The 16,994-nt window shown below is 74.0% G+C and carries 17 protein-coding genes and 1 pseudogene; 14 read left to right on the top strand and 4 right to left on the bottom strand.

What is annotated here, in order from left to right; translation table 11 throughout:
- Window positions 1–93 precede the first annotated feature (93 nt).
- The 7 genes and pseudogenes from ssd to PV796_RS18150 all read left to right on the top strand — a co-directional run.
- Window positions 94–1,260 carry a septum site-determining protein Ssd gene (gene ssd / locus PV796_RS18180; RefSeq protein WP_274914365.1) on the top strand — a complete coding sequence of 389 codons (1,167 nt, stop codon included), beginning with the start codon at window positions 94–96 and terminating at the stop codon, window positions 1,258–1,260.
- A gap of 190 nt (window positions 1,261–1,450) precedes the next feature.
- Window positions 1,451–2,608: a TadA family conjugal transfer-associated ATPase gene (locus PV796_RS18175; RefSeq protein ID WP_274914364.1), complete on the top strand. Its 1,158-nt coding sequence runs from the start codon at window positions 1,451–1,453 to the stop codon at window positions 2,606–2,608.
- A complete protein-coding gene (locus PV796_RS18170; RefSeq protein WP_274914363.1) occupies window positions 2,602–3,537 on the top strand; it encodes a type II secretion system F family protein in 936 nt (311 codons plus the stop codon). The genes PV796_RS18175 and PV796_RS18170 overlap by 7 nt, the downstream gene beginning before the upstream one ends.
- A 14-nt stretch (window positions 3,538–3,551) precedes the next feature.
- Complete coding sequence (locus tag PV796_RS18165; RefSeq protein ID WP_274914362.1) at window positions 3,552–4,412, top strand: type II secretion system F family protein; 861 nt, start codon at window positions 3,552–3,554, stop codon at window positions 4,410–4,412.
- A 142-nt stretch (window positions 4,413–4,554) separates the two neighbouring features.
- The gene (locus tag PV796_RS18160; RefSeq protein ID WP_274914361.1) at window positions 4,555–4,743 is read left to right on the top strand and encodes a DUF4244 domain-containing protein; all 189 of its coding nucleotides are present in this window, start codon (window positions 4,555–4,557) and stop codon (window positions 4,741–4,743) included.
- On the top strand, window positions 4,730–5,131 hold the full coding sequence (locus PV796_RS18155; RefSeq protein WP_274914360.1) for a TadE family type IV pilus minor pilin: 402 nt from the start codon (window positions 4,730–4,732) through the stop codon (window positions 5,129–5,131). The genes PV796_RS18160 and PV796_RS18155 overlap by 14 nt, the downstream gene beginning before the upstream one ends.
- A 16-nt stretch (window positions 5,132–5,147) precedes the next feature.
- Window positions 5,148–5,381: pseudogene (locus PV796_RS18150) on the top strand (Rv3654c family TadE-like protein); the annotation flags it as partial.
- On the opposite strand, the gene PV796_RS18145 reads toward PV796_RS18150, so the two are convergent.
- Together PV796_RS18145 and PV796_RS18140 are read right to left on the bottom strand one after the other, a co-directional pair.
- On the bottom strand, window positions 5,276–5,539 hold the full coding sequence (locus PV796_RS18145) for a hypothetical protein (RefSeq protein ID WP_274914359.1): 264 nt from the start codon (window positions 5,537–5,539) through the stop codon (window positions 5,276–5,278). The pseudogene PV796_RS18150 and the gene PV796_RS18145 overlap by 106 nt on opposite strands.
- 412 nt (window positions 5,540–5,951) lie before the next feature.
- The gene (locus tag PV796_RS18140; RefSeq protein ID WP_274914358.1) at window positions 5,952–8,321 is read right to left on the bottom strand and encodes a DEAD/DEAH box helicase; all 2,370 of its coding nucleotides are present in this window, start codon (window positions 8,319–8,321) and stop codon (window positions 5,952–5,954) included.
- A gap of 160 nt (window positions 8,322–8,481) precedes the next feature.
- Between PV796_RS18140 and bldG the strand changes: the two genes are divergently transcribed.
- The 7 genes from bldG (at window position 8,482) to PV796_RS18105 (ending at window position 15,908) form a co-directional block, all read left to right on the top strand.
- Window positions 8,482–8,823: an anti-sigma factor antagonist BldG gene (gene bldG, locus PV796_RS18135; RefSeq protein ID WP_004571875.1), complete on the top strand. Its 342-nt coding sequence runs from the start codon at window positions 8,482–8,484 to the stop codon at window positions 8,821–8,823.
- Between the two features lie 109 nt (window positions 8,824–8,932).
- A complete protein-coding gene (locus tag PV796_RS18130) occupies window positions 8,933–9,376 on the top strand; it encodes an ATP-binding protein (protein WP_274914357.1) in 444 nt (147 codons plus the stop codon).
- Between the two features lie 829 nt (window positions 9,377–10,205).
- On the top strand, window positions 10,206–12,614 hold the full coding sequence (locus PV796_RS18125) for a sodium-translocating pyrophosphatase (RefSeq protein ID WP_274914356.1): 2,409 nt from the start codon (window positions 10,206–10,208) through the stop codon (window positions 12,612–12,614).
- A 216-nt stretch (window positions 12,615–12,830) separates the two neighbouring features.
- A complete protein-coding gene (locus tag PV796_RS18120; protein WP_274914355.1) occupies window positions 12,831–13,415 on the top strand; it encodes a small secreted protein in 585 nt (194 codons plus the stop codon).
- A gap of 133 nt (window positions 13,416–13,548) precedes the next feature.
- Window positions 13,549–15,072 (top strand): N5-glutamine methyltransferase family protein, encoded by a 1,524-nt coding sequence (locus tag PV796_RS18115; protein WP_274919100.1) that lies wholly within the window; start codon window positions 13,549–13,551, stop codon window positions 15,070–15,072.
- A 76-nt stretch (window positions 15,073–15,148) separates the two neighbouring features.
- Window positions 15,149–15,346, top strand: coding sequence for a hypothetical protein (locus tag PV796_RS18110; RefSeq protein WP_274914354.1), 198 nt, complete (start codon window positions 15,149–15,151; stop codon window positions 15,344–15,346).
- 157 nt (window positions 15,347–15,503) lie between these two features.
- Window positions 15,504–15,908 (top strand): hypothetical protein, encoded by a 405-nt coding sequence (locus PV796_RS18105; RefSeq protein ID WP_274914353.1) that lies wholly within the window; start codon window positions 15,504–15,506, stop codon window positions 15,906–15,908.
- 18 nt (window positions 15,909–15,926) lie between these two features.
- On the opposite strand, the gene PV796_RS18100 is transcribed toward PV796_RS18105, so the two are convergent.
- Window positions 15,927–16,388: a DUF2752 domain-containing protein gene (locus PV796_RS18100; protein ID WP_446750603.1), complete on the bottom strand. Its 462-nt coding sequence runs from the start codon at window positions 16,386–16,388 to the stop codon at window positions 15,927–15,929.
- Window positions 16,385–16,945: a hypothetical protein gene (locus tag PV796_RS18095; RefSeq protein WP_274914352.1), complete on the bottom strand. Its 561-nt coding sequence runs from the start codon at window positions 16,943–16,945 to the stop codon at window positions 16,385–16,387. The genes PV796_RS18100 and PV796_RS18095 overlap by 4 nt, the downstream gene beginning before the upstream one ends.
- Window positions 16,946–16,994 lie beyond the last annotated feature (49 nt).

The following is a 16,994-nucleotide window of genomic DNA, read 5'->3' as shown; positions in this document are numbered from 1 at the left end:
GGTCAAGATCCACGCGGATTTCCCGATCGCTGCACCGTAAAAGTCCGCGAAGTTCGCGGAAGCGCGAGTTGCGTAGCGATAGGGGGACAGAACGTGTCCGGATCATCTACTTCCGACCAGCCGGTGCGAAGCGGTGAAGAGCGGGACGGGCCGCTGCTGATCACCGAGGACGAAGAGCTCCTCGACGACCTTCTGCGGCTCTGTGCGGCGGCCGGTGCGCTGCCCGAAGTGGCACACCGTCCTCCTCTTTGCACAACGGAGTGGGAATCGGCGCCGTTGGTGATCGTCGGCGCGGATTGTGCCGCCCGACTGTCCGGCACCGGGCGGCGGCCCGGCGTGGTCATCGTCGGGCGGAGCGCGGACGACGTCGCGGTGCTGCGGCAGGCGGTGGCGGTCGGGGCGGAGCGGGTGCTGGCCCTTCCCGAGGGCGAGTGCTGGCTGGTGGATCGGATCGCCGACGCGGTCGAGGGGGCGGGCGCGCCGGCCTTAACGGTGGGGGTCATCGGCGGGCGGGGCGGTGCCGGGGCGAGCACCCTCGCGGCGGCGCTGGCCGTCACCGCCGCCCGCGCGGGGGAGCGGACCCTGCTGGTGGACGGCGATCCCCTGGGCGGCGGTCTGGATGTCCTGCTCGGCGGCGAGCAGGAGAAGGGGCTGCGGTGGCCGGCGTTCGCCGAGTCGCGCGGCCGGGTGGCGGGTGGTGCGCTCGCCGAGTCGCTGCCCAGGCTGCACTCCTTACGGGTCCTGAGCTGGGACCGGGGCGCGGAGGTGGCCATTCCGCCGCCGGCGATGCGGGCGGTCCTGGCCGCGGCGCGGCGGCGCGGCGGCGTGGTGGTCGTCGACCTGCCGCGCCGGGTGGACGAGACCGCAGCCGAAGCGCTGGCGCAGGTGGACGTGGGGCTGCTGCTCGTGCCGGCGGAGCTGCGGGCGGTGGCGGCGGCGCGGCGGGTGGCCGATGCGGTGCGGGCGGTGCTCCGTGACGTGCGGGTGGTGGCCTGCGGGCAGCCCGGGGTGGGGCACGGCGGCGGGCCGGGTGCGGAGGAGACCGCGCGCCTGGTGGGGCTGCCGCTGGCGGGCGAGTTGGCGTGGGATGCGGGGCTGCCGGAGGACCTCGCGCGGGGGACGGTGCCCGGGGCGCGGGCGCGGGGGCCGTTGGCGCGGTTCTGCGCGGGCTTCTGGGAGCGGGCGCGGGGCGGGGGCGCGGCGCCTGTTGGGGGCGTCGGGCGCGCAGGGGAGCGGGAGTTGGGGGGTGCGTCGGAATGAGGCGGCGGATCGCGAGGGCGCTGTGGGGCCGGGGCCGGGCGGTCACGGGGCGGTGCGGTCCTCGGTTCGGGGACCCGTGGCGGGACGGACTGCGGTGCGGGGCCGGGTGGTGGTCCCGGGAGAGCCGGTGCGCCGTCGGTCCCTTCGGGGGCGCGAGGGTCGGGGCGGCCGTCCTGGGGGGTGGTGCGGGATGAGCCGGGAGCTGTTGGACGGGGTGCGGCGGCGGCTCGCCGAGGCCGGGGCGGAGCCGACGCCGGCCCGGGTGGCGGTGGCGCTGCGCGCGGAGGGGCGGCTCCTCGGGGACGCCGAAGTGCTCGGCGTGGTGGGCGCGTTGCGCTCGGAGATGGTGGGCAGCGGGCCGTTGGAGCCGCTGCTCGCCGCGCCCGACGTGACGGACGTCCTGGTGACGGCGCCGGACGCGGTGTGGGTGGACCGGGGCGGCGGGTTGGAGCGCACCGACGTCCGGTTCCGGGACGCGGCCGAGGTGCGCAGACTGGCGCAGCGGCTGGCGGCGGTCGCCGGGCGGCGGCTGGACGACGCCCGTCCCTGGGTGGACGCCCGGCTCCCCGACGGCACCCGGCTGCACGCCGTGCTGCCCCCGGTGGCGGTCGCCGGGACGTGCCTGTCCCTGCGGGTGCTGCGGCCCCGGGCCTTCGCGCTGCCGGAGCTGGTGGCGGCGGGGACGGTGCCGCCGGGCGGCGACCGGCTGCTTCGGGCGCTGCTGGCCGCCCGGCTGTCGTTCCTGGTCAGCGGCGGTACGGGGTCCGGCAAGACGACGTTGCTCAGCACCCTGCTCGGCCTGGTCGGTCCGGCCGAACGGATCGTGCTGGCCGAGGACTCCGCGGAGCTGCGGCCGGATCACCCCCATGTGGTGCGGCTGGAGGCCCGGCCCGCCAATCAGGAGGGCGCCGGCCGGGTGACCCTTCGGGACCTCGTGCGGCAGGCGCTGCGGATGCGGCCGGACCGGTTGGTGGCCGGGGAGGTCCGCGGAGCCGAGGTCACGGACCTGTTGGCGGCGCTCAATACGGGCCATGAGGGGGGCTCGGGGACCGTTCATGCCAACGCCGCGTGCGACGTGCCGGTCCGGCTGGAGGCGCTCGGCTGCACCGCCGGACTGGACCGGGCGGCCCTGCACAGCCAGTTGGCGGCCGCGCTGTCCGTCGTGCTGCACCTGGTCCGCGACCGGGCGGGGCGGCGGCGCATCGCCGAGATCCACGTCCTGGAACGGGACCGGGACGGCTTCGTGGTGACGGTGCCGGCCGCGGTGTGGAGCCCGGAGGGGTTCCGGGAGGCGCGCGGCTGGGGGCGGTTGGCCCGGTTGTGCGAGAGGGGTGGGGAGGCGTGCTGAGCGAGCGGGCGGGGGCGCTGGTGGTGCCGGCCGTTGTGGCGGGGTGCGTGGTGCTGCTGGCGTGGCGGTTGCGGCGCGATCGGGCCCTGCGGCGACGGGCGGTGGCGGTCCTGGGGGACGTCGGGGCCGCGCACGCCACGGTCGGGGGGCCGGGGCGGGGGCGTGCGGCGGCGCTGCGGGAGTGGGGGGCCGGGCGGGCGGCCGGCGGCGAAGGGGCGCGGCGGTGGCGGCTCGGGAGCTGGATCGAGGCCGGCGCGGAGGTCTGGTGCCTGCCGGCCGGGATCGCACTGGGGGTCCTGGGGCGGTCGGTGCTGCCCGTCGTGGGCGCGGTGGCGGCCCTGGTTGCCGTACGGCGGTGGCTGGCCGGGCGGGCGCGGCAGCGGGCGGCGGACCGGCGGGCGGCGGCGGTGATCCGGTTCTGCGGGGCGGTGGCGGGGGAGCTGCGGGCCGGCCGGCAGCCGGACCGGGCCCTGGTCGCGGCCGGAGTGGCGGGGCTGGGGGAGGCCGGGCCCGCGGTGCTGGCGGCCGCGCGGTACGGCGGGGACGTCCCCGGGGCGCTGCGGGCGGCGGCGCGGCGGCCCGGCGCCGAGGGGCTCATCGGGGCGGCGGCGTGCTGGCGGGTCGCGGTGGAGGGCGGGGCGGGGCTGGCCCGCGGGCTGGAACGGATCGCGGCCGGCCTGGCCGCGCAACGGGACCAACGGGAGGAGCTCCAGGCCCAGTTGGCCGGGCCGCGGGCCACCGCCCTGATGCTCGCGCTGCTCCCGGTGGGCGGGTTGCTGATGGGTGGTGCGCTCGGCGCCGACCCCCTGGGGGTGCTGCTGCACACCCCGGCCGGGTGGGGCTGCCTGCTCGTCGGCGGGCTCCTGGAGTGGGGCGGAGTGGCCTGGACGGGCCGGATCGTGGCCGATGCGTCGGCGGTACGGAAGTGAAGGGGGCGGGTGTGGTGAGTCCGGAAGTTGTCCACAGGGTGGGGATGGTGGCGTTGGCCGCTGCGGTCCTGCTGTGTACGGGGGCGCTGGTGCGGGCGGTGCGCGTGGAGCGTGCGGTGCGGCGGCGGGTGCTGAGCGTGCTGGTGGGGGCGGTAGGCGGCCTGGACGGCGGCGAGGGGGGCCTGCGCGAACGGGTGCGGCGGGTCGTCCGGGGCCGGCGGTGGAGGCGCGGAGCGACCCGGGAAGGCGGTCTGCCGGAGACGTGGCTGCGGGAGTGGGGCGGGCCCCTGGGGGCGGGCGGCGGTGCGGCCGTCCTCCTGGGTGGCGTGACCGGTGCCCTGGTGGGGATCGCTGTCGGCTGGGGCGCCCACCACTGGCTGCGGTGGCAGCGGGACGCGGCGGCTGATCGGGCCGCGGAAGCGCGGGTGGCCGCCGAACTCGCTCCGGCCGGCGAGCTGTTGGCGGCCTGCCTGGCGGCCGGCGCCGGCCCCCGGGAGGCGGCCGAGGCGGTGGGGCGATCGCTGGACGGAACGGTCGCCGAGCGGCTGGGGCACATCGCGGCGGAACTGCGCCTGGGCGGCGAACCCGCCACCGTATGGGCGCGGTTGGCGGAGCTCCCGGGAGCCGAGGCGCTGGCGCGCTGCATGGAGCGCGCGGGGATATCGGGAGCCCCGGCCGTGGAGCCGGCCCTGCGGGTCGCGGCCGAACTGCGCGCCGAGTGGGGCCGGGCCGCGGCCGCACGGGCCCGACGGGCGGGGGTGCTGGTCACCCTCCCGCTGTCGGGGTGCTTCCTGCCGGCCTTCCTCGTCCTCGGGGTGGCACCGGTGTTGATCGGGCTGGCGGGCGGGCTGTTGGGGGGTGACGGCATGAGGTGAGGCAGTGGTGCGCGGCCCGGTGGCAGGGGCACGCGCGTGGCCGGTCCCGGCCACGCCCGGGGCTCCCGGACCCACAAGTTCGCGGCTGCACAAGCAGATTCACAGATCCAGGCAGGTTCAGGAGATTTCCAGGAGGCAGGACATGTTCCGTCGATGGTGGTCGCGGGTGCGCGCGGTGGGGGTGGACCGCGGGATGAGCACCGCGGAGTACGCGGTGGGGACGCTCGCGGCGTGTGCGTTCGCGGCGGTGCTCTACAAGGTGGTGACGAGCGGGCCGGTGGTCGCGGCGCTGCGGTCGGTGCTCCAGAGGGCGCTCGATGTGCCGTTCTGAGGGCCGCGGGCGGGCTCGCACCGGTGCGAGCCCGCCCGGCGGGCCGGGAGCGCGCGACGCCGGGTTCGTGACGGCGGAGGCGGCGGTGGTGCTGCCGGTGCTGGTGGTCGTCGCGGTGGCGCTGGTCTGGGGGCTGTTGGCCGCCTGCGCCCGGATCGCCTGCGTGGACGCCGCGCGGGCCGGGGCGCGCGCAGCGGCGCGACAGGAGCCCTCGGGCCAGGTGCTCGCGGCCGCTCGGGCGGCGGCTCCCCGGGGCGCGCGGATCGCGGTGACCCGGGAAGGCGACCTGGTGCGCGTACGGGTCGAGGCCGGGCTCCCGGGAGTGGGTCGGTTGCCGGTGCGGGTCGGGGGAGAGGCGGTGGCCCTTGCGGAGGAAACGGTGCGCTGACGAGGGTTCCGCCACGGTGTGGACGGTCTGCGTGGCGGCGGCACTGTGTGCGGTCTTCGCCGCGTTGATGGCCGTCGGCCAGGCGGTCACCGCCCGGCACCGGGCGGGCGGTGCGGCCGACTTGGCGGCGCTGGCGGCCGCCGATCAGGCGCTCCGGGGCCCGGCGACGGCCTGCGCCACGGCGCGCCGGGTGGCCGCCGGGCAGCACGCCCGGCTGGTGCGCTGCGCGGTGGCCGGGCCGATCGCCGACGTCACGGCGGAGGCGGACGGCGGCCCGTTCACCGCGCGGGTGCGGGCCCGCGCGGGTCCGACGACGGTCTCGCCGGCCGCGGGGACGGTGGTGAACGCGGGGACGGTTCCGGTGGGTTGGGGCGGGTGGTTGCCGCCGACACGGGGGTCGTTCGGCAAGCCCGACGCCGTGCAGGCGCGGGGCCGCCCGGGCGCCGCGTGGCTTTGGGCGGCGCGGCGACCCGCCCTCCGGGCAACGCCTCAGTGGCGCAGGCCGGGAGCGAGGCACGCCCGTGAAGTCCCGCTCGACGAATGGCACTTGGTGCGCACCGCCGCCGTACGGCGCGATGTTCCCAGCATGCCCCGCGCAGCGTTAGTGCCAGTGCCAGTGCCAGTGCCAGTGCCAGTGCCAGTGCCAGTGCCAGTGCCAGTGCCAGTGCCAGTGCCAGTGCCAGTGCCAGAGCCAGTGCCAGAGCCAGAGCCAGAGCCAGAGCCAGAGCCAGAGCCACAGTCAATGCCGCGGTCGGAGCCGCGGCCAGGGGCACCACCCGGCGCGCCCGGCGCAGTTGGCGCGTGGCGCGGGCAGCGGACGTCAGTCGGGCGGATCACCAGGGGCGCCGCGGAGGAGTTCGGTCAGGAGGCGGAGGGCGCCGCGCTTGTGGAGCGGGTCGTTGCCGTTGCCGCACTTGGGGGACTGGATGCAGGACGGGCAGCCGGCGTCGCATTCGCAGGCGGCGATGGCGCTGCGGGTGGCGGCGAGCCAGTCGGCGGCCGTGTGGAAGGCGCGCTCGGCGAAGCCCGCGCCGCCGGGGTGGCCGTCGTAGACGAAGACCGTCGGCAGCAGCGTGTCCGGGTGCAGGGGGACGGAGACGCCGCCGATGTCCCAGCGGTCGCAGGTGGCGAAGAGCGGCAGCATCCCGATGGAGGCGTGCTCGGCGGCGTGCAGGGCGCCGCCCAACTGCTCGGGGTTGACCCGGGCGGCGTCGAGCTGGTCCTCGGTGACCGTCCACCACACCGCGCGGGTGCGCAGCGTACGGGGCGGCAGGTCCAGCTTGGTCTCGCCGAGGACCTCCCCGGTGATCAGTTTGCGGCGGAGGAAGGAGACGACCTGGTTGGTGACCTCAACGGAGCCGAAGCACAGTCGGGCATCGCCCCAGGGGACCTCGGTGTCGGTCTCCAGGACGGAGATCGCGGTGGTGTCGCGGGCGGTCGTGGAATACGGCGGATTGGCCTCCTCCACGAGGGCGACGTCGTCCGCCAGGTCCAGGTGCCGGACGAGATAGCTGCGGCCCTGGTGGAGGTGGACCGCCCCCTCGTGGACGGTGGTGTGCGCCGCCGCGGCGTCCACGGTGCCCAACAGTCGCCCGGTGCCGGCCTCCACGACCTGGACGGGGGAGCCGCCCTGGCCGCGGATGTCGGTGAGGTCGGCGGCCCGCTCGCGGCGCGTCCAGTACCAGGCGGCGGTGCGCCGCCGCAGGAGGTTGGCCGCTTCCAACTGCGGCAGCAGCCCGGCGGTCTCCGGGCCGAAGAGCGGGAAGTCGGCCTCGGTGAGCGGCAGTTCGGCGGCGGCCGCGCAGAGGTGCGGGGCGAGGACGTACGGGTTGTCCGGGTCGAGCACGGTCGACTCGACGGGGCGGTCGAAGAGCGCCTCGGGGTGGTGGACGAGATAGGTGTCCAGCGGGTCGTCGCGGGCCACCAGGACGGCCAGCGCGCCCTGTCCGGCGCGCCCGGCCCGGCCGGCCTGCTGCCACAGAGAGGCCCGGGTGCCGGGGTAGCCGGCGATGACCACGGCGTCCAGGCCGGAGACGTCCACGCCCAGTTCCAGTGCGGTGGTCGCGGCCAGGCCGAGCAGATCCCCGTTGTGCAGGGCGCGTTCGAGGGCCCGGCGCTCCTCGGGCAGATAGCCGCCCCGGTACGCGGCGACCCGCGCGGGCAGCGAGCGGTCCACCTCGGCGAGCCGTTCTTGGGCGATCAGGGCGATGAGTTCGGCGCCGCGCCGCGAGCGGACGAAGGCGACCGTGCGGACCCCTTGGACGGCGAGGTCGGTGAGCAGGTCGGCGGTCTCCGCGGTCGCCGTGCGGCGGACCGGGGCGCCCTGCTCGCCGTGGAGCTCGGTCAGCGGCGGTTCCCACAGGGCGAACACCAACTCGCCGCGGGGCGAGGTGTCCTGCGTGATCTCCGCCACGGGCAGGCCGGTGAGTCGGGACGCCGCCTGCGCCGGCTCCGCGGCGGTGGCGGACGCCAGCAGGAAGACCGGTTCGGAGCCGTAGCGGGCGCACACCCGGCGCAGCCGGCGGATGACCTGGGCGACGTGGGAGCCGAAGACGCCGCGGTAGGTGTGGCATTCGTCGATGACGACGTAGCGCAGCGCGCGCAGGAACGAGGACCACCGGGAGTGGGCCGGGAGGATGCCGCGGTGCAGCATGTCCGGGTTGGTCAGGACGTAGTTGGCGTACTGGCGGACCCACTCGCGCTCCTCGACCGGGGTGTCGCCGTCGTAGACGGCGGGCCGGACCGCGGTGCCGAGCGGGGCGGCCAGTTCGCGCACCGCCCGCCGCTGGTCGGCCGCCAGGGCCTTGGTGGGCGCCAGGTACAGGGCCGTGGCCCCCCGCCCGTTGGGTGCCTCGGAGCCGTCCAACAGCGTGGAGAGGACCGGCGCCAGGTATGCCAGGGACTTGCCCGAGGCGGTGCCGGTGGCGACCACGACGGATTCGCCGCGCAGCGCGTGTTCGGACGTCCGTGCCTGGTGGGCCCAGGGGCGATCGATTCCGGCCGAACGGATGGCATCGATCACTTCCGGTCGGATCCGTGCCGGCCAGTCGGCATGGGTGCCGATGCGCGGGGGCAAGTGCTCCGTATGAGTGATGCGTGCAGCACGGGTCGCGCCCCGGGCGAGACCGTCGAGAATCATGCCTGGGGACGTGCGCGCGTCACGCTCGGGCGGACGTGGATTGGAGGCCATCGGCACCGAGTGTGTCACCGGTGTGACGGACAATGCTCACAAGGCGTCGTGCACGCCTGCTGGTAAGTGATTGAATGCCATGGCGGCTGCCGATCCGCCCCTACCTCGGTGGGGAGGCCCCAGGGGGGCGACCGCTCGATAGCAAGGTGCTGGAGGATCCGTGGACCTGTCCCTGTCGACCCGGACCGTTGGCGACCGTACGGTCGTCGAGGTCGGTGGCGAGATTGATGTATACACCGCGCCCAAGCTGCGCGAGCAGCTGGTCGAGCTTGTGAACGACGGAAGCTACCACCTCGTGGTGGACATGGAACGTGTCGACTTCCTGGACTCCACAGGGCTCGGCGTCCTGGTCGGCGGGCTCAAGCGGGTGCGTGCCCACGAGGGCTCGCTGCGCCTGGTCTGCAACCAGGAGCGCATTCTCAAGATCTTCCGAATCACCGGTCTGACCAAGGTGTTCCCGATCCACACCTCGGTCGACGAAGCCGTCGCAGCCACTGACTGACGGTTCGCCGGTCCCCCGCGCCAAGGGTGCGGGGGTGGAAGGAGTGGGGGGTACCGGGCGCGCTCGTCCGGCCCCCCGCGTTGCACGTCCGCATCATGAGGGGGATGGCATGGCCACCGTCGAACTTCGCTTCAGCGCCCTTCCCGAGCACGTCCGGACCGCGCGTCTGGTCGCGGCTGCCGTGGCGCGGCGCGCAGGGGTGGACGAGGCGGTGCTGGACGAAGTGCGGCTCGCCGTCGGCGAGGCGTGCAGTCGCGCCGTGGGGATGCACGAGAGCCACGGCATCTCGGCGCCGGTGCGGGTGGTGCTGGTCGAGGACGAGACCGAGAAGAAGTTCTCGATCGAGGTGGGCGACGAGGTCCCCGGCTCCGGCGGGGCCGCCGCGGGCGGCGCTCCGGCCGAGGGCGGCGGGGAGAGCGACGCCGAGGGCGAGGACGAGATGGGCCTCGCGGTGATCAGCGGGTTGGTCGACGACGTCGAGGTGTCCTCCGGCGAGAACGGCGGGTGGATCCGGATGAGCTGGCCCGCGCATCCCACGCCGGTGCTGCCGTAGCGGGTGCGGCCGTCAGGCGCGGGGCGGTTGGCGCCTCGTCGCGCGGGCGGATTCGTTCGTCGGTCGGGCGTCGGTGGTGGCGCTCTTGCTCCGGGGTGTTTGTTCCCCCGACTCCGGGGTTGTTTGAGTGGGGCGTTGCCGGGTCGTAGGGCTCGGCGTTTTCGCGTGGGCGTTCCCGCGTGGGGTGTTCCTGACTGGCTGTCGGTCCCGCCCGGGCTGTTGCCTGTTGCTGCCTGTTGGCGTTTGCCGCAGCCCGTTTCTGTCTGCTGGGGCGCCGAGTTGGGGCGGTGCAGCCTGCTCCTGCGTGAGCCCGGGTGGGAGCGGTGTCGCCTGCGATGCGGCCGTCCCTCTGTCCGGCCAGCCGTTCAGGCCCGCTACCCCGATGCGTTCGGTCGTAGCCCGGGTGCTCCGTCGTGGCCGGTGTGTTCCGTTGTGGGCGATGCGATCCGGACGTGATCTGACGAGGCGTCATCGCGTGGTGCGGGGTCGCTGGAGAGGGCGGGTGAGGGTTTCGGAGGGGGCTGGGCGGCTCAATTCCCTCCCGTTTCACGGCGGTCACAGGGGGATCGGGGCGTGGTGAAAGGTCTTTGAGCAGCGGGGATCGTGGGAAATGCTGATCATCGGTCAGGGGTCAGCGAATTCATCGACGTACTTCGTACGGGCGAATTCGGCGAACCCCCGGCCTTTTGATCTTCGCCGGGAACAGGCGAATTCCCTTTGAGGCGCCCTGTTTTGATCAACCGCGGCTCCCTACAATCCGTCCACATCTTGCTCAGGACGCCTGAGCGTGCTTCCGCGCGCCCATGTGCCATAACGTCAAGGAGGACGAATGGCGGGGCCTTACACCCCTCAGTTGATGGACACCCCCACCGTGCTGGCCGAACCGTCACTCACCGCGGACAACCGCGGGATCGTGCTGGTGATCGCCGTCGTCGCCCTGGCCGCCCTGGCGGTCGCGGCGGTGCTGGTCCGGCAAGTGCTCGCGGCCGGTGAGGGCACCGAGAGTATGAAGAAGATCGCGGCGGCGGTGCAGGAAGGCGCAAATGCTTACCTGGCACGGCAGTTGCGGACCCTCGGCGCATTCGCCGTGGTCGTGTTCTTCCTGCTCATGTTGCTGCCCGCGGACAATTGGTCGCAGCGCGCCGGACGCAGCGCCTTCTTCTTGATCGGCGCGGCTTTCTCGGCGGCCACCGGCTATATCGGCATGTGGCTTGCGGTGCGTAGCAATGTGCGTGTGGCGGCAGCGGCCCGTGAGGCGACTCCGGGAGAGGACGCGGCGCAGCAAACGGATCTTACGGCGGTCGCGCACAAAGCGATGAAGATCGCTTTCCGTACCGGTGGCGTCGTCGGCATGTTCACCGTGGGACTCGGCCTGCTCGGCGCGTCCTGCGTGGTGCTGGTGTACGCGGTGGACGCGCCCAAGGTGCTGGAGGGCTTCGGCCTCGGCGCCGCGCTGATCGCGATGTTCATGCGGGTCGGCGGTGGCATCTTCACCAAGGCCGCGGACGTCGGCGCCGACCTCGTCGGCAAGGTCGAGCAGGGCATCCCGGAGGACGACCCGCGCAACGCCGCCACCATCGCGGACAACGTCGGCGACAACGTGGGCGACTGCGCCGGCATGGCGGCCGACCTCTTCGAGTCGTACGCGGTGACCCTGGTCGCCGCGCTCATCCTGGGCACCGCGGCCTTCGGCGACGCCGGGCTGGCCTTCCCGCTGCTGGTGCCCGCGATCGGCGTGCTCACCGCGATGGTCGGCATCTTCGTCGTGGCGCCCCGGCGCCGGGACCGCAGCGGGATGACCGCGATCAACCGCGGCTTCTTCATCTCCGCGGGCATCTCGGTGGTGTTGGTGGCCGTCGCGGTCTTCACCTACCTGCCGTCGAGCTACAAGGACCTCAGCGGCGTCAACGACCCGGAGATCCTGGGCCGTAACGGCGACCCGCGGATGCTGGCACTGGTCGCGGTGGCCATCGGCATCGTGTTGGCCGGGCTGATCCAGCAGTTGACCGGCTACTTCACCGAGACCAACCGGCGGCCCGTACGGGACATCGGCAAGACCTCGCTGACCGGGCCGGCCACCGTCGTGCTCTCCGGCATCTCGATCGGCCTCGAATCGGCGGTCTACTCCGCCGTGTTGATCGCGCTGGCGGTCTACGGGGCGTTCCTGTTGGGCGGCGCCTCGATCACGCTGGCGCTGTTCGCGGTGGCGCTGGCCGGCACCGGCCTGCTGACCACCGTCGGGGTCATCGTCGCGATGGACACCTTCGGCCCGGTCTCCGACAACGCGCAGGGCATCGCCGAGATGTCCGGCGACGTGACCGGGGACGGCGCGCAGGTGCTGACCGACCTGGACGCGGTGGGCAACACCACAAAGGCCATCACCAAGGGCATCGCCATCGCCACCGCGGTGCTCGCGGCCTCCGCGCTGTTCGGCTCGTACCGGGACGCGATTGCCAACGCCGTACGGGAGATCGGCCAGGCGGCCGGCGGGATGAGCCTGAGCCTGGACATCTCGCAGCCCAACAACCTGGTGGGGTTGATCCTGGGCGCGTCGGTGGTCTTCCTGTTCTCCGGGCTGGCGATCAGCGCGGTGTCGCGGTCGGCCGGGGCGGTGGTCTTCGAGGTGCGCCGGCAGTTCCGGGAGAAGCCCGGGATCATGGACTACACCGAGAAGCCCGAGTACGGGCGGGTGGTCGACATCTGCACCAAGGACGCGCTGCGCGAACTGGCCACGCCGGGGCTGCTGGCGGTGCTCACGCCCATCGTGGTGGGCTTCGCGCTCGGCGTCGGCGCGCTCGGCTCGTTCCTGGCCGGGGCGATCGGCTCCGGCACGTTGATGGCGGTCTTCCTCGCCAACTCCGGTGGCGCGTGGGACAACGCCAAGAAGCTGGTCGAGGACGGCCATCACGGCGGCAAGGGCAGCGAGGCGCACGCCGCGACGGTCATCGGCGACACCGTCGGCGACCCGTTCAAGGACACCGCGGGCCCGGCGATCAACCCGCTGCTGAAGGTGATGAACCTGGTCGCGCTGCTCATCGCGCCGGCCGTGGTGAAGTTCTCGTACGGCCACGACAAGAGCCTCGGCATCCGGATCGCGGCCGCCGCGTTGGCGCTCGTGGTCATCGTCGGCGCGGTCTACCTCTCCAAGCGGCGCGGGATCGCCGTGGGTGACGAAGGCAACACCGCGGAGGACCCCGAGAACGTCGCCAAGTCGACCGAGACCGCCGTGGCGTCCTGAAGGCCCGGGCCGCAGGTACGGCCCGCCGACCGCTCAACGGGCGGGTGTACGGCGCTTTTTGTGCGCGCCGCACACCCGCCCGCGACGTGTCCGGGACCGCCCGCGGCCCTTGGTGCAAATGGCTGCAATGCGGGCCGGGCCCGGAGCCCGACCAGGGGGCGAGGCCGGTCGGACGTGTATGTTCCGGGGCCGAGAGCCATGGAAGGGACCAATCCGGTGAACAAGAAGCTCGTGGCTGCCCTGACCGGCGGTGCCGCACTCCTGCTCGCGCTGACCGGTTGCAGCAGCGACAACTCGAAGAAGCTCGACGACTGGGCGAAGACGTTCTGCGACCCCGCGCAGGTTCCGTTCAAGCAGATCCAGGACGCCAACGCGGCCATGCAGACGGCCGACAGCGGCAACACGGACTCCAAGAAGGTCCAGCAGACCGACTCGGCGGCCTTCCAGAAGATCTCGGCGGCCTACGCCCAACTGGCCAAGTCCCTGGACAAGGCGGGGGCGCCGCCGAACGAGGGCGGCGAGGACGCGCAGAAGAACGCGGTCAAGGAGCTCAACTCCCTGTCCGCGGGATACGCCGACCTCAAGAAGCAGGTGGACGGCCTGGACACCGGCGACAAGCTGAAGTTCGCCGACGGGCTGCGCAACCTCTCCAACGGGATCAACAAGCTCAACGCCAAGAGCGAACAGGCCTTCAAGAAGCTGGAGGCCGGCGACGTGGGCAAGGCGATGGCGCGGCAGAAGGGCTGCCAGAACCAGGGCACCTCCAACGGGCCGTCGGCGGCGCCGTCCAAGAGCGCCTAGCGGACCGGTCCGTGGGGTTCCCGCGGACCGGTTGGAACAGTCCGCGGCGACGGCCCGGCGACGCGCCCGAGAGGGGCGGGGCGCCGGGCCGTCGCCGATTGTCGGTGGCAGGGCCGACAATGGTGGGGTGACGATGCACCTCCCCACCGCAGATGCCCAGGACCCCGAGAGCAGCGCGCGGACCAGCCGGCTGCGCGAGGCGCTGTTGGCCGCCGCCTTCACCGCCGACGGCCTGCTGGAGCTGTTGGGCGCGCCCGCGTACGCGGCGTTGGCCCGCAGCGAGACCGTGCCCGCGCTGCGCGCGACCCGGGGCGAGGCCCCCCTGGAGACGCTGGTGCGGCTGTTCCTGTTGCAGCGTCCGATGGGGCAGGCGCGGGCGGCCGCGGTGCTGCCGCTGGCGGACTGCCTCGCCGACGGCTGGCTGGTGCGGGACGGCGACGAGGTGCGCGCCACGGTGGACGTGCGGCCGTACGGCGGCCCCGACGGGCAGGACTGGTGGATCGTCTCCGACCTCGGCTGTGCGGTCGGTGGCGCGGGCGGCATCCGGGGCGGGGCGGGGACGGACCGCTCCGGGCTGGTGCTCGGCGTCGGCGGGGCGTCCACGACCCTCGCCGGGATCACCGCGCGCCGCCCGGTCGCCAAGGCGCTCGACCTCGGCACGGGTTCCGGCATCCAGGCGCTGCACGCCGCCCAGCACGCCACCCGCGTCACCGCCACCGACCTCAACCCCCGCGCGCTGCGCATCGCGGCGCTGACGCTGGCGCTCTCCGGGGCCGGTTCGGCGGACCTGCGCGAGGGCTCGCTCTTCGAGCCGGTGGGCGAGGAGCGCTACGACCTGATCGTCTCCAACCCGCCGTTCGTGATCTCGCCGGGCGCGCGACTCACCTACCGGGACGGCGGGATGGGCGGCGACGACCTGTGCCGCACCCTCGTCCAGCAGGCCGCCGCGCACCTCAACGACGGCGGGTACTGCCAACTGCTCGCCAACTGGCAGCACGTGGCGGGCGAGGAGTGGCAGGACCGGCTGCGCTCCTGGGTGCCGCGCGGCTGCGACGCCTGGATCGTGCAGCGCGAGGTGCAGGACGTCACCCAGTACGCCGAGCTGTGGCTGCGCGACGCCGGCGACCACCACGCCGGCCAGGAGGAGTACGCGGCGCGCTACGACGCCTGGCTGGACGAGTTCGAGGCGCGCAAGACCAAGGCCGTCGGCTTCGGCTGGATCACGCTGCGCAAGTCCGGCGCCGAGGACCCGTCCCTCACCATCGAGGAATGGCCGCACCCGGTCGAACAGCCCCTGGGGGACGCGGTGTTGCGCCACTTCGACCGGCAGGACTACCTGCGGGCGACCGACGACGCGGCGCTGCTGGCCGGGCACTTCCGGCTGGTCGACGAGGTGGTGCAGGAGCAGGTCGGGCTGCCCGGCGCGGAGGACCCGGAGCATGTGGTGCTCCGTCAGAACCGCGGCATGCGGCGGGCCACGAAGGTGGACACGGTCGGCGCCGGTTTCGCGGGCGTCTGCGACGGCTCGCTGCCCGCCGGTCGGATTCTGGACGCTATCGCCCAACTCGTCGGCGAGGACCCGGTGTTGCTCCGGGACCGCACCCCGGCCGCCATCCGGATGCTGGTCGAGCAGGGCTTCCTGGAGCCGGTCGCGTAGTGCCGGGGCGGCGGGGCGGCGTTGTCGTTCACACGGCGTTCGTCCCGTCGCCGTACGGGCCTGCCAGGCTGGGGGCATGGACAGTGGACCGGCAGGCTTCGCGGGCGCGGCGTTCGCGCTGTTCGGGAGCGGATTGCTGCTGTGGGCGGGCGTCTGCGCCCGGACCGGGCAGCCGGTGGCGGTGGGGTACGGCCGGGTGGCCGGGGCGGTGACGGCGCTGCTGGCCGGGGCGGGGTTCCTGGCCCTGGGGTGCCGGCTGCTGGGCGCGTTCTGAGGGGGCAACTGCCGGCCTGGTGGCGGGCGTTCAGTTCCGGCCAGTTTCGGGGAATTCGATGGATCTGGGGCGGAGGGGGAACCTCCGGTAGTCGATCCCCGTATTCCTGAGCGAAGGTCACCAACCAGCTCATTGGCCCATCAGTGAGGAATCCGACATGAACCGTGCACTTCGTTACGCCGCCGTCGGGATGGCCGCCGTCGCCCTGCTCGCCGGGGGTACGGCCGCCGCGGTCGCCGCGCCGACGCACGTCCACACGCCCGCCCCGATCGTGGCCACCGCGCCCGCGAAGGCGACGCTGACCGCCAAGGCCAGCGCGACGACGGTCAGCGCCTGGCAGGAGTTCCGGATCACCGGCGTCGCCAAGGGCATCAAGGCGGGCAGCAAGGTGACGGTCCAGCAGAAGCAGGCCGCGAAGTGGGTGTCGCTGCCGGCCCAGGCGCCGGTCAACCACAACGGCAGCTACGCGATACGCGTCAAGTTGGGCGTCAAGGGCGTCAACCAGCTCCGGATCGCCTCCGGCAGCACCCTCTCGCCGGTGGTGAAGGTCACCGTGCGCTGACGCCGGGACGGTCGCCCGTCAGCCCATGAGGTTGCGGGCGACCAGCCACACCGCGGCGGTGCCGAGGACCACGGCATTGCCGCGGGCGGTCAGCTTCATCGGGCGGCGCCGCCCGCGCAGCCCGTCGGCCAACCACCGCGTCAGGGCGTAGGCGAGGGCGGGGACGCCGAGGACGAGCAGCACGGCGTTGTCGTGGAAGGCGGTCGCCACGTCGCCGTGCATCAGGTCGTACGCCATCCGCGTCCCGCCGCAGAACGGGCAGAGCAGCCCGGTCAGCAGGCGGAAGGGGCAGGGGAGGAGGAGCTGCCCCGGTTGGTGCGGGTTGGTGTGCCAGAGGTAGCCGGCGGCCAGCGCGCCGGCGCCCAGCGCCACGGCCGCGGTGCGCAGGGTGCGCCGGCGGACGGCCGCGGCGTCGGTTCCGTCGGTGCCGCCCGTCGGGGTCCCGGGGCCGGTGCTTCCGGTGGGCCCGTGCGGGGTCACACGCTCAGCGACCTGGCGTAGTTGACCTGGTTCAGCACGAACATGACCTGCTCGGGGGATTGCACCGGGATCATCGTGGCGTGGTGCCGCCCGCCGCTGTTCACCGTCACCTGGACGAAGCCGGTCGTCACGCGCTCCTTCATCAACAGGAAGAGCAGCCCGAGCAGGCAGAAGAGGAAGAAGACGACGGCGAGGACGATGGCGTGCGTGGGGATCTTCTCCTCCGTGCGCGACATGTCGGTGGCCGTCCAGACCGCGCCCCTGAGGGGCATCGGGCCGACCGGCGTCATGATCGTGTCGCCGCTGACCGCGATGTCGCCCAGCGAGAGCACCGTGGGGCCGGGCTGCGGCGGCTGGCCCGGGAAGCCGCCGGGCGGGGGCGGCGGCGGGGTGCCGAAACCGGGGCCGGGCGGCGGAGCGGCCTGCGGGTAGCCGTAGCCGGGCTCTCCGGGTCGGCCGCCCTGGGGGTAGCCGTAGCCGCCCTCCGGGGAGTAAGGGTGCTGGCCGGGTTGGCCGGGCGGCTGTTCCGGGGGCGGGCCGGGGTACTGGTGCGCCATGGGTGGGTTCCCCCCGAGAGTGCGTGACGACGGCGGCTGACGGGCTCAT

It is taken from the genome of Streptomyces sp. WZ-12 (assembly GCF_028898845.1).
GTDB lineage: Bacteria > Actinomycetota > Actinomycetes > Streptomycetales > Streptomycetaceae > Streptomyces.
This window is presented reverse-complemented; position numbering and strand designations above follow the sequence as displayed.

Bases quoted from the DNA above. Each gene is read 5' to 3' on its own strand.
- PV796_RS18175 (WP_274914364.1), top strand. From the start codon at position 1,451: ATGAGCCGGGAGCTGTTGGACGGGGTGCGGCGGCGGCTCGCCGAGGCC.
- PV796_RS18160 (WP_274914361.1), top strand. From the start codon at position 4,555: ATGTTCCGTCGATGGTGGTCGCGGGTGCGCGCGGTGGGGGTGGACCGC.
- PV796_RS18155 (WP_274914360.1), top strand. From the start codon at position 4,730: ATGTGCCGTTCTGAGGGCCGCGGGCGGGCTCGCACCGGTGCGAGCCCG.
- PV796_RS18140 (WP_274914358.1), bottom strand. From the start codon at position 8,321: ATGGCCTCCAATCCACGTCCGCCCGAGCGTGACGCGCGCACGTCCCCA.
- PV796_RS18130 (WP_274914357.1), top strand. From the start codon at position 8,933: ATGGCCACCGTCGAACTTCGCTTCAGCGCCCTTCCCGAGCACGTCCGG.
- PV796_RS18125 (WP_274914356.1), top strand. From the start codon at position 10,206: ATGGCGGGGCCTTACACCCCTCAGTTGATGGACACCCCCACCGTGCTG.
- PV796_RS18115 (WP_274919100.1), top strand. From the start codon at position 13,549: ATGCACCTCCCCACCGCAGATGCCCAGGACCCCGAGAGCAGCGCGCGG.
- PV796_RS18110 (WP_274914354.1), top strand. From the start codon at position 15,149: ATGGACAGTGGACCGGCAGGCTTCGCGGGCGCGGCGTTCGCGCTGTTC.
- PV796_RS18105 (WP_274914353.1), top strand. From the start codon at position 15,504: ATGAACCGTGCACTTCGTTACGCCGCCGTCGGGATGGCCGCCGTCGCC.
- PV796_RS18095 (WP_274914352.1), bottom strand. From the start codon at position 16,945: ATGGCGCACCAGTACCCCGGCCCGCCCCCGGAACAGCCGCCCGGCCAA.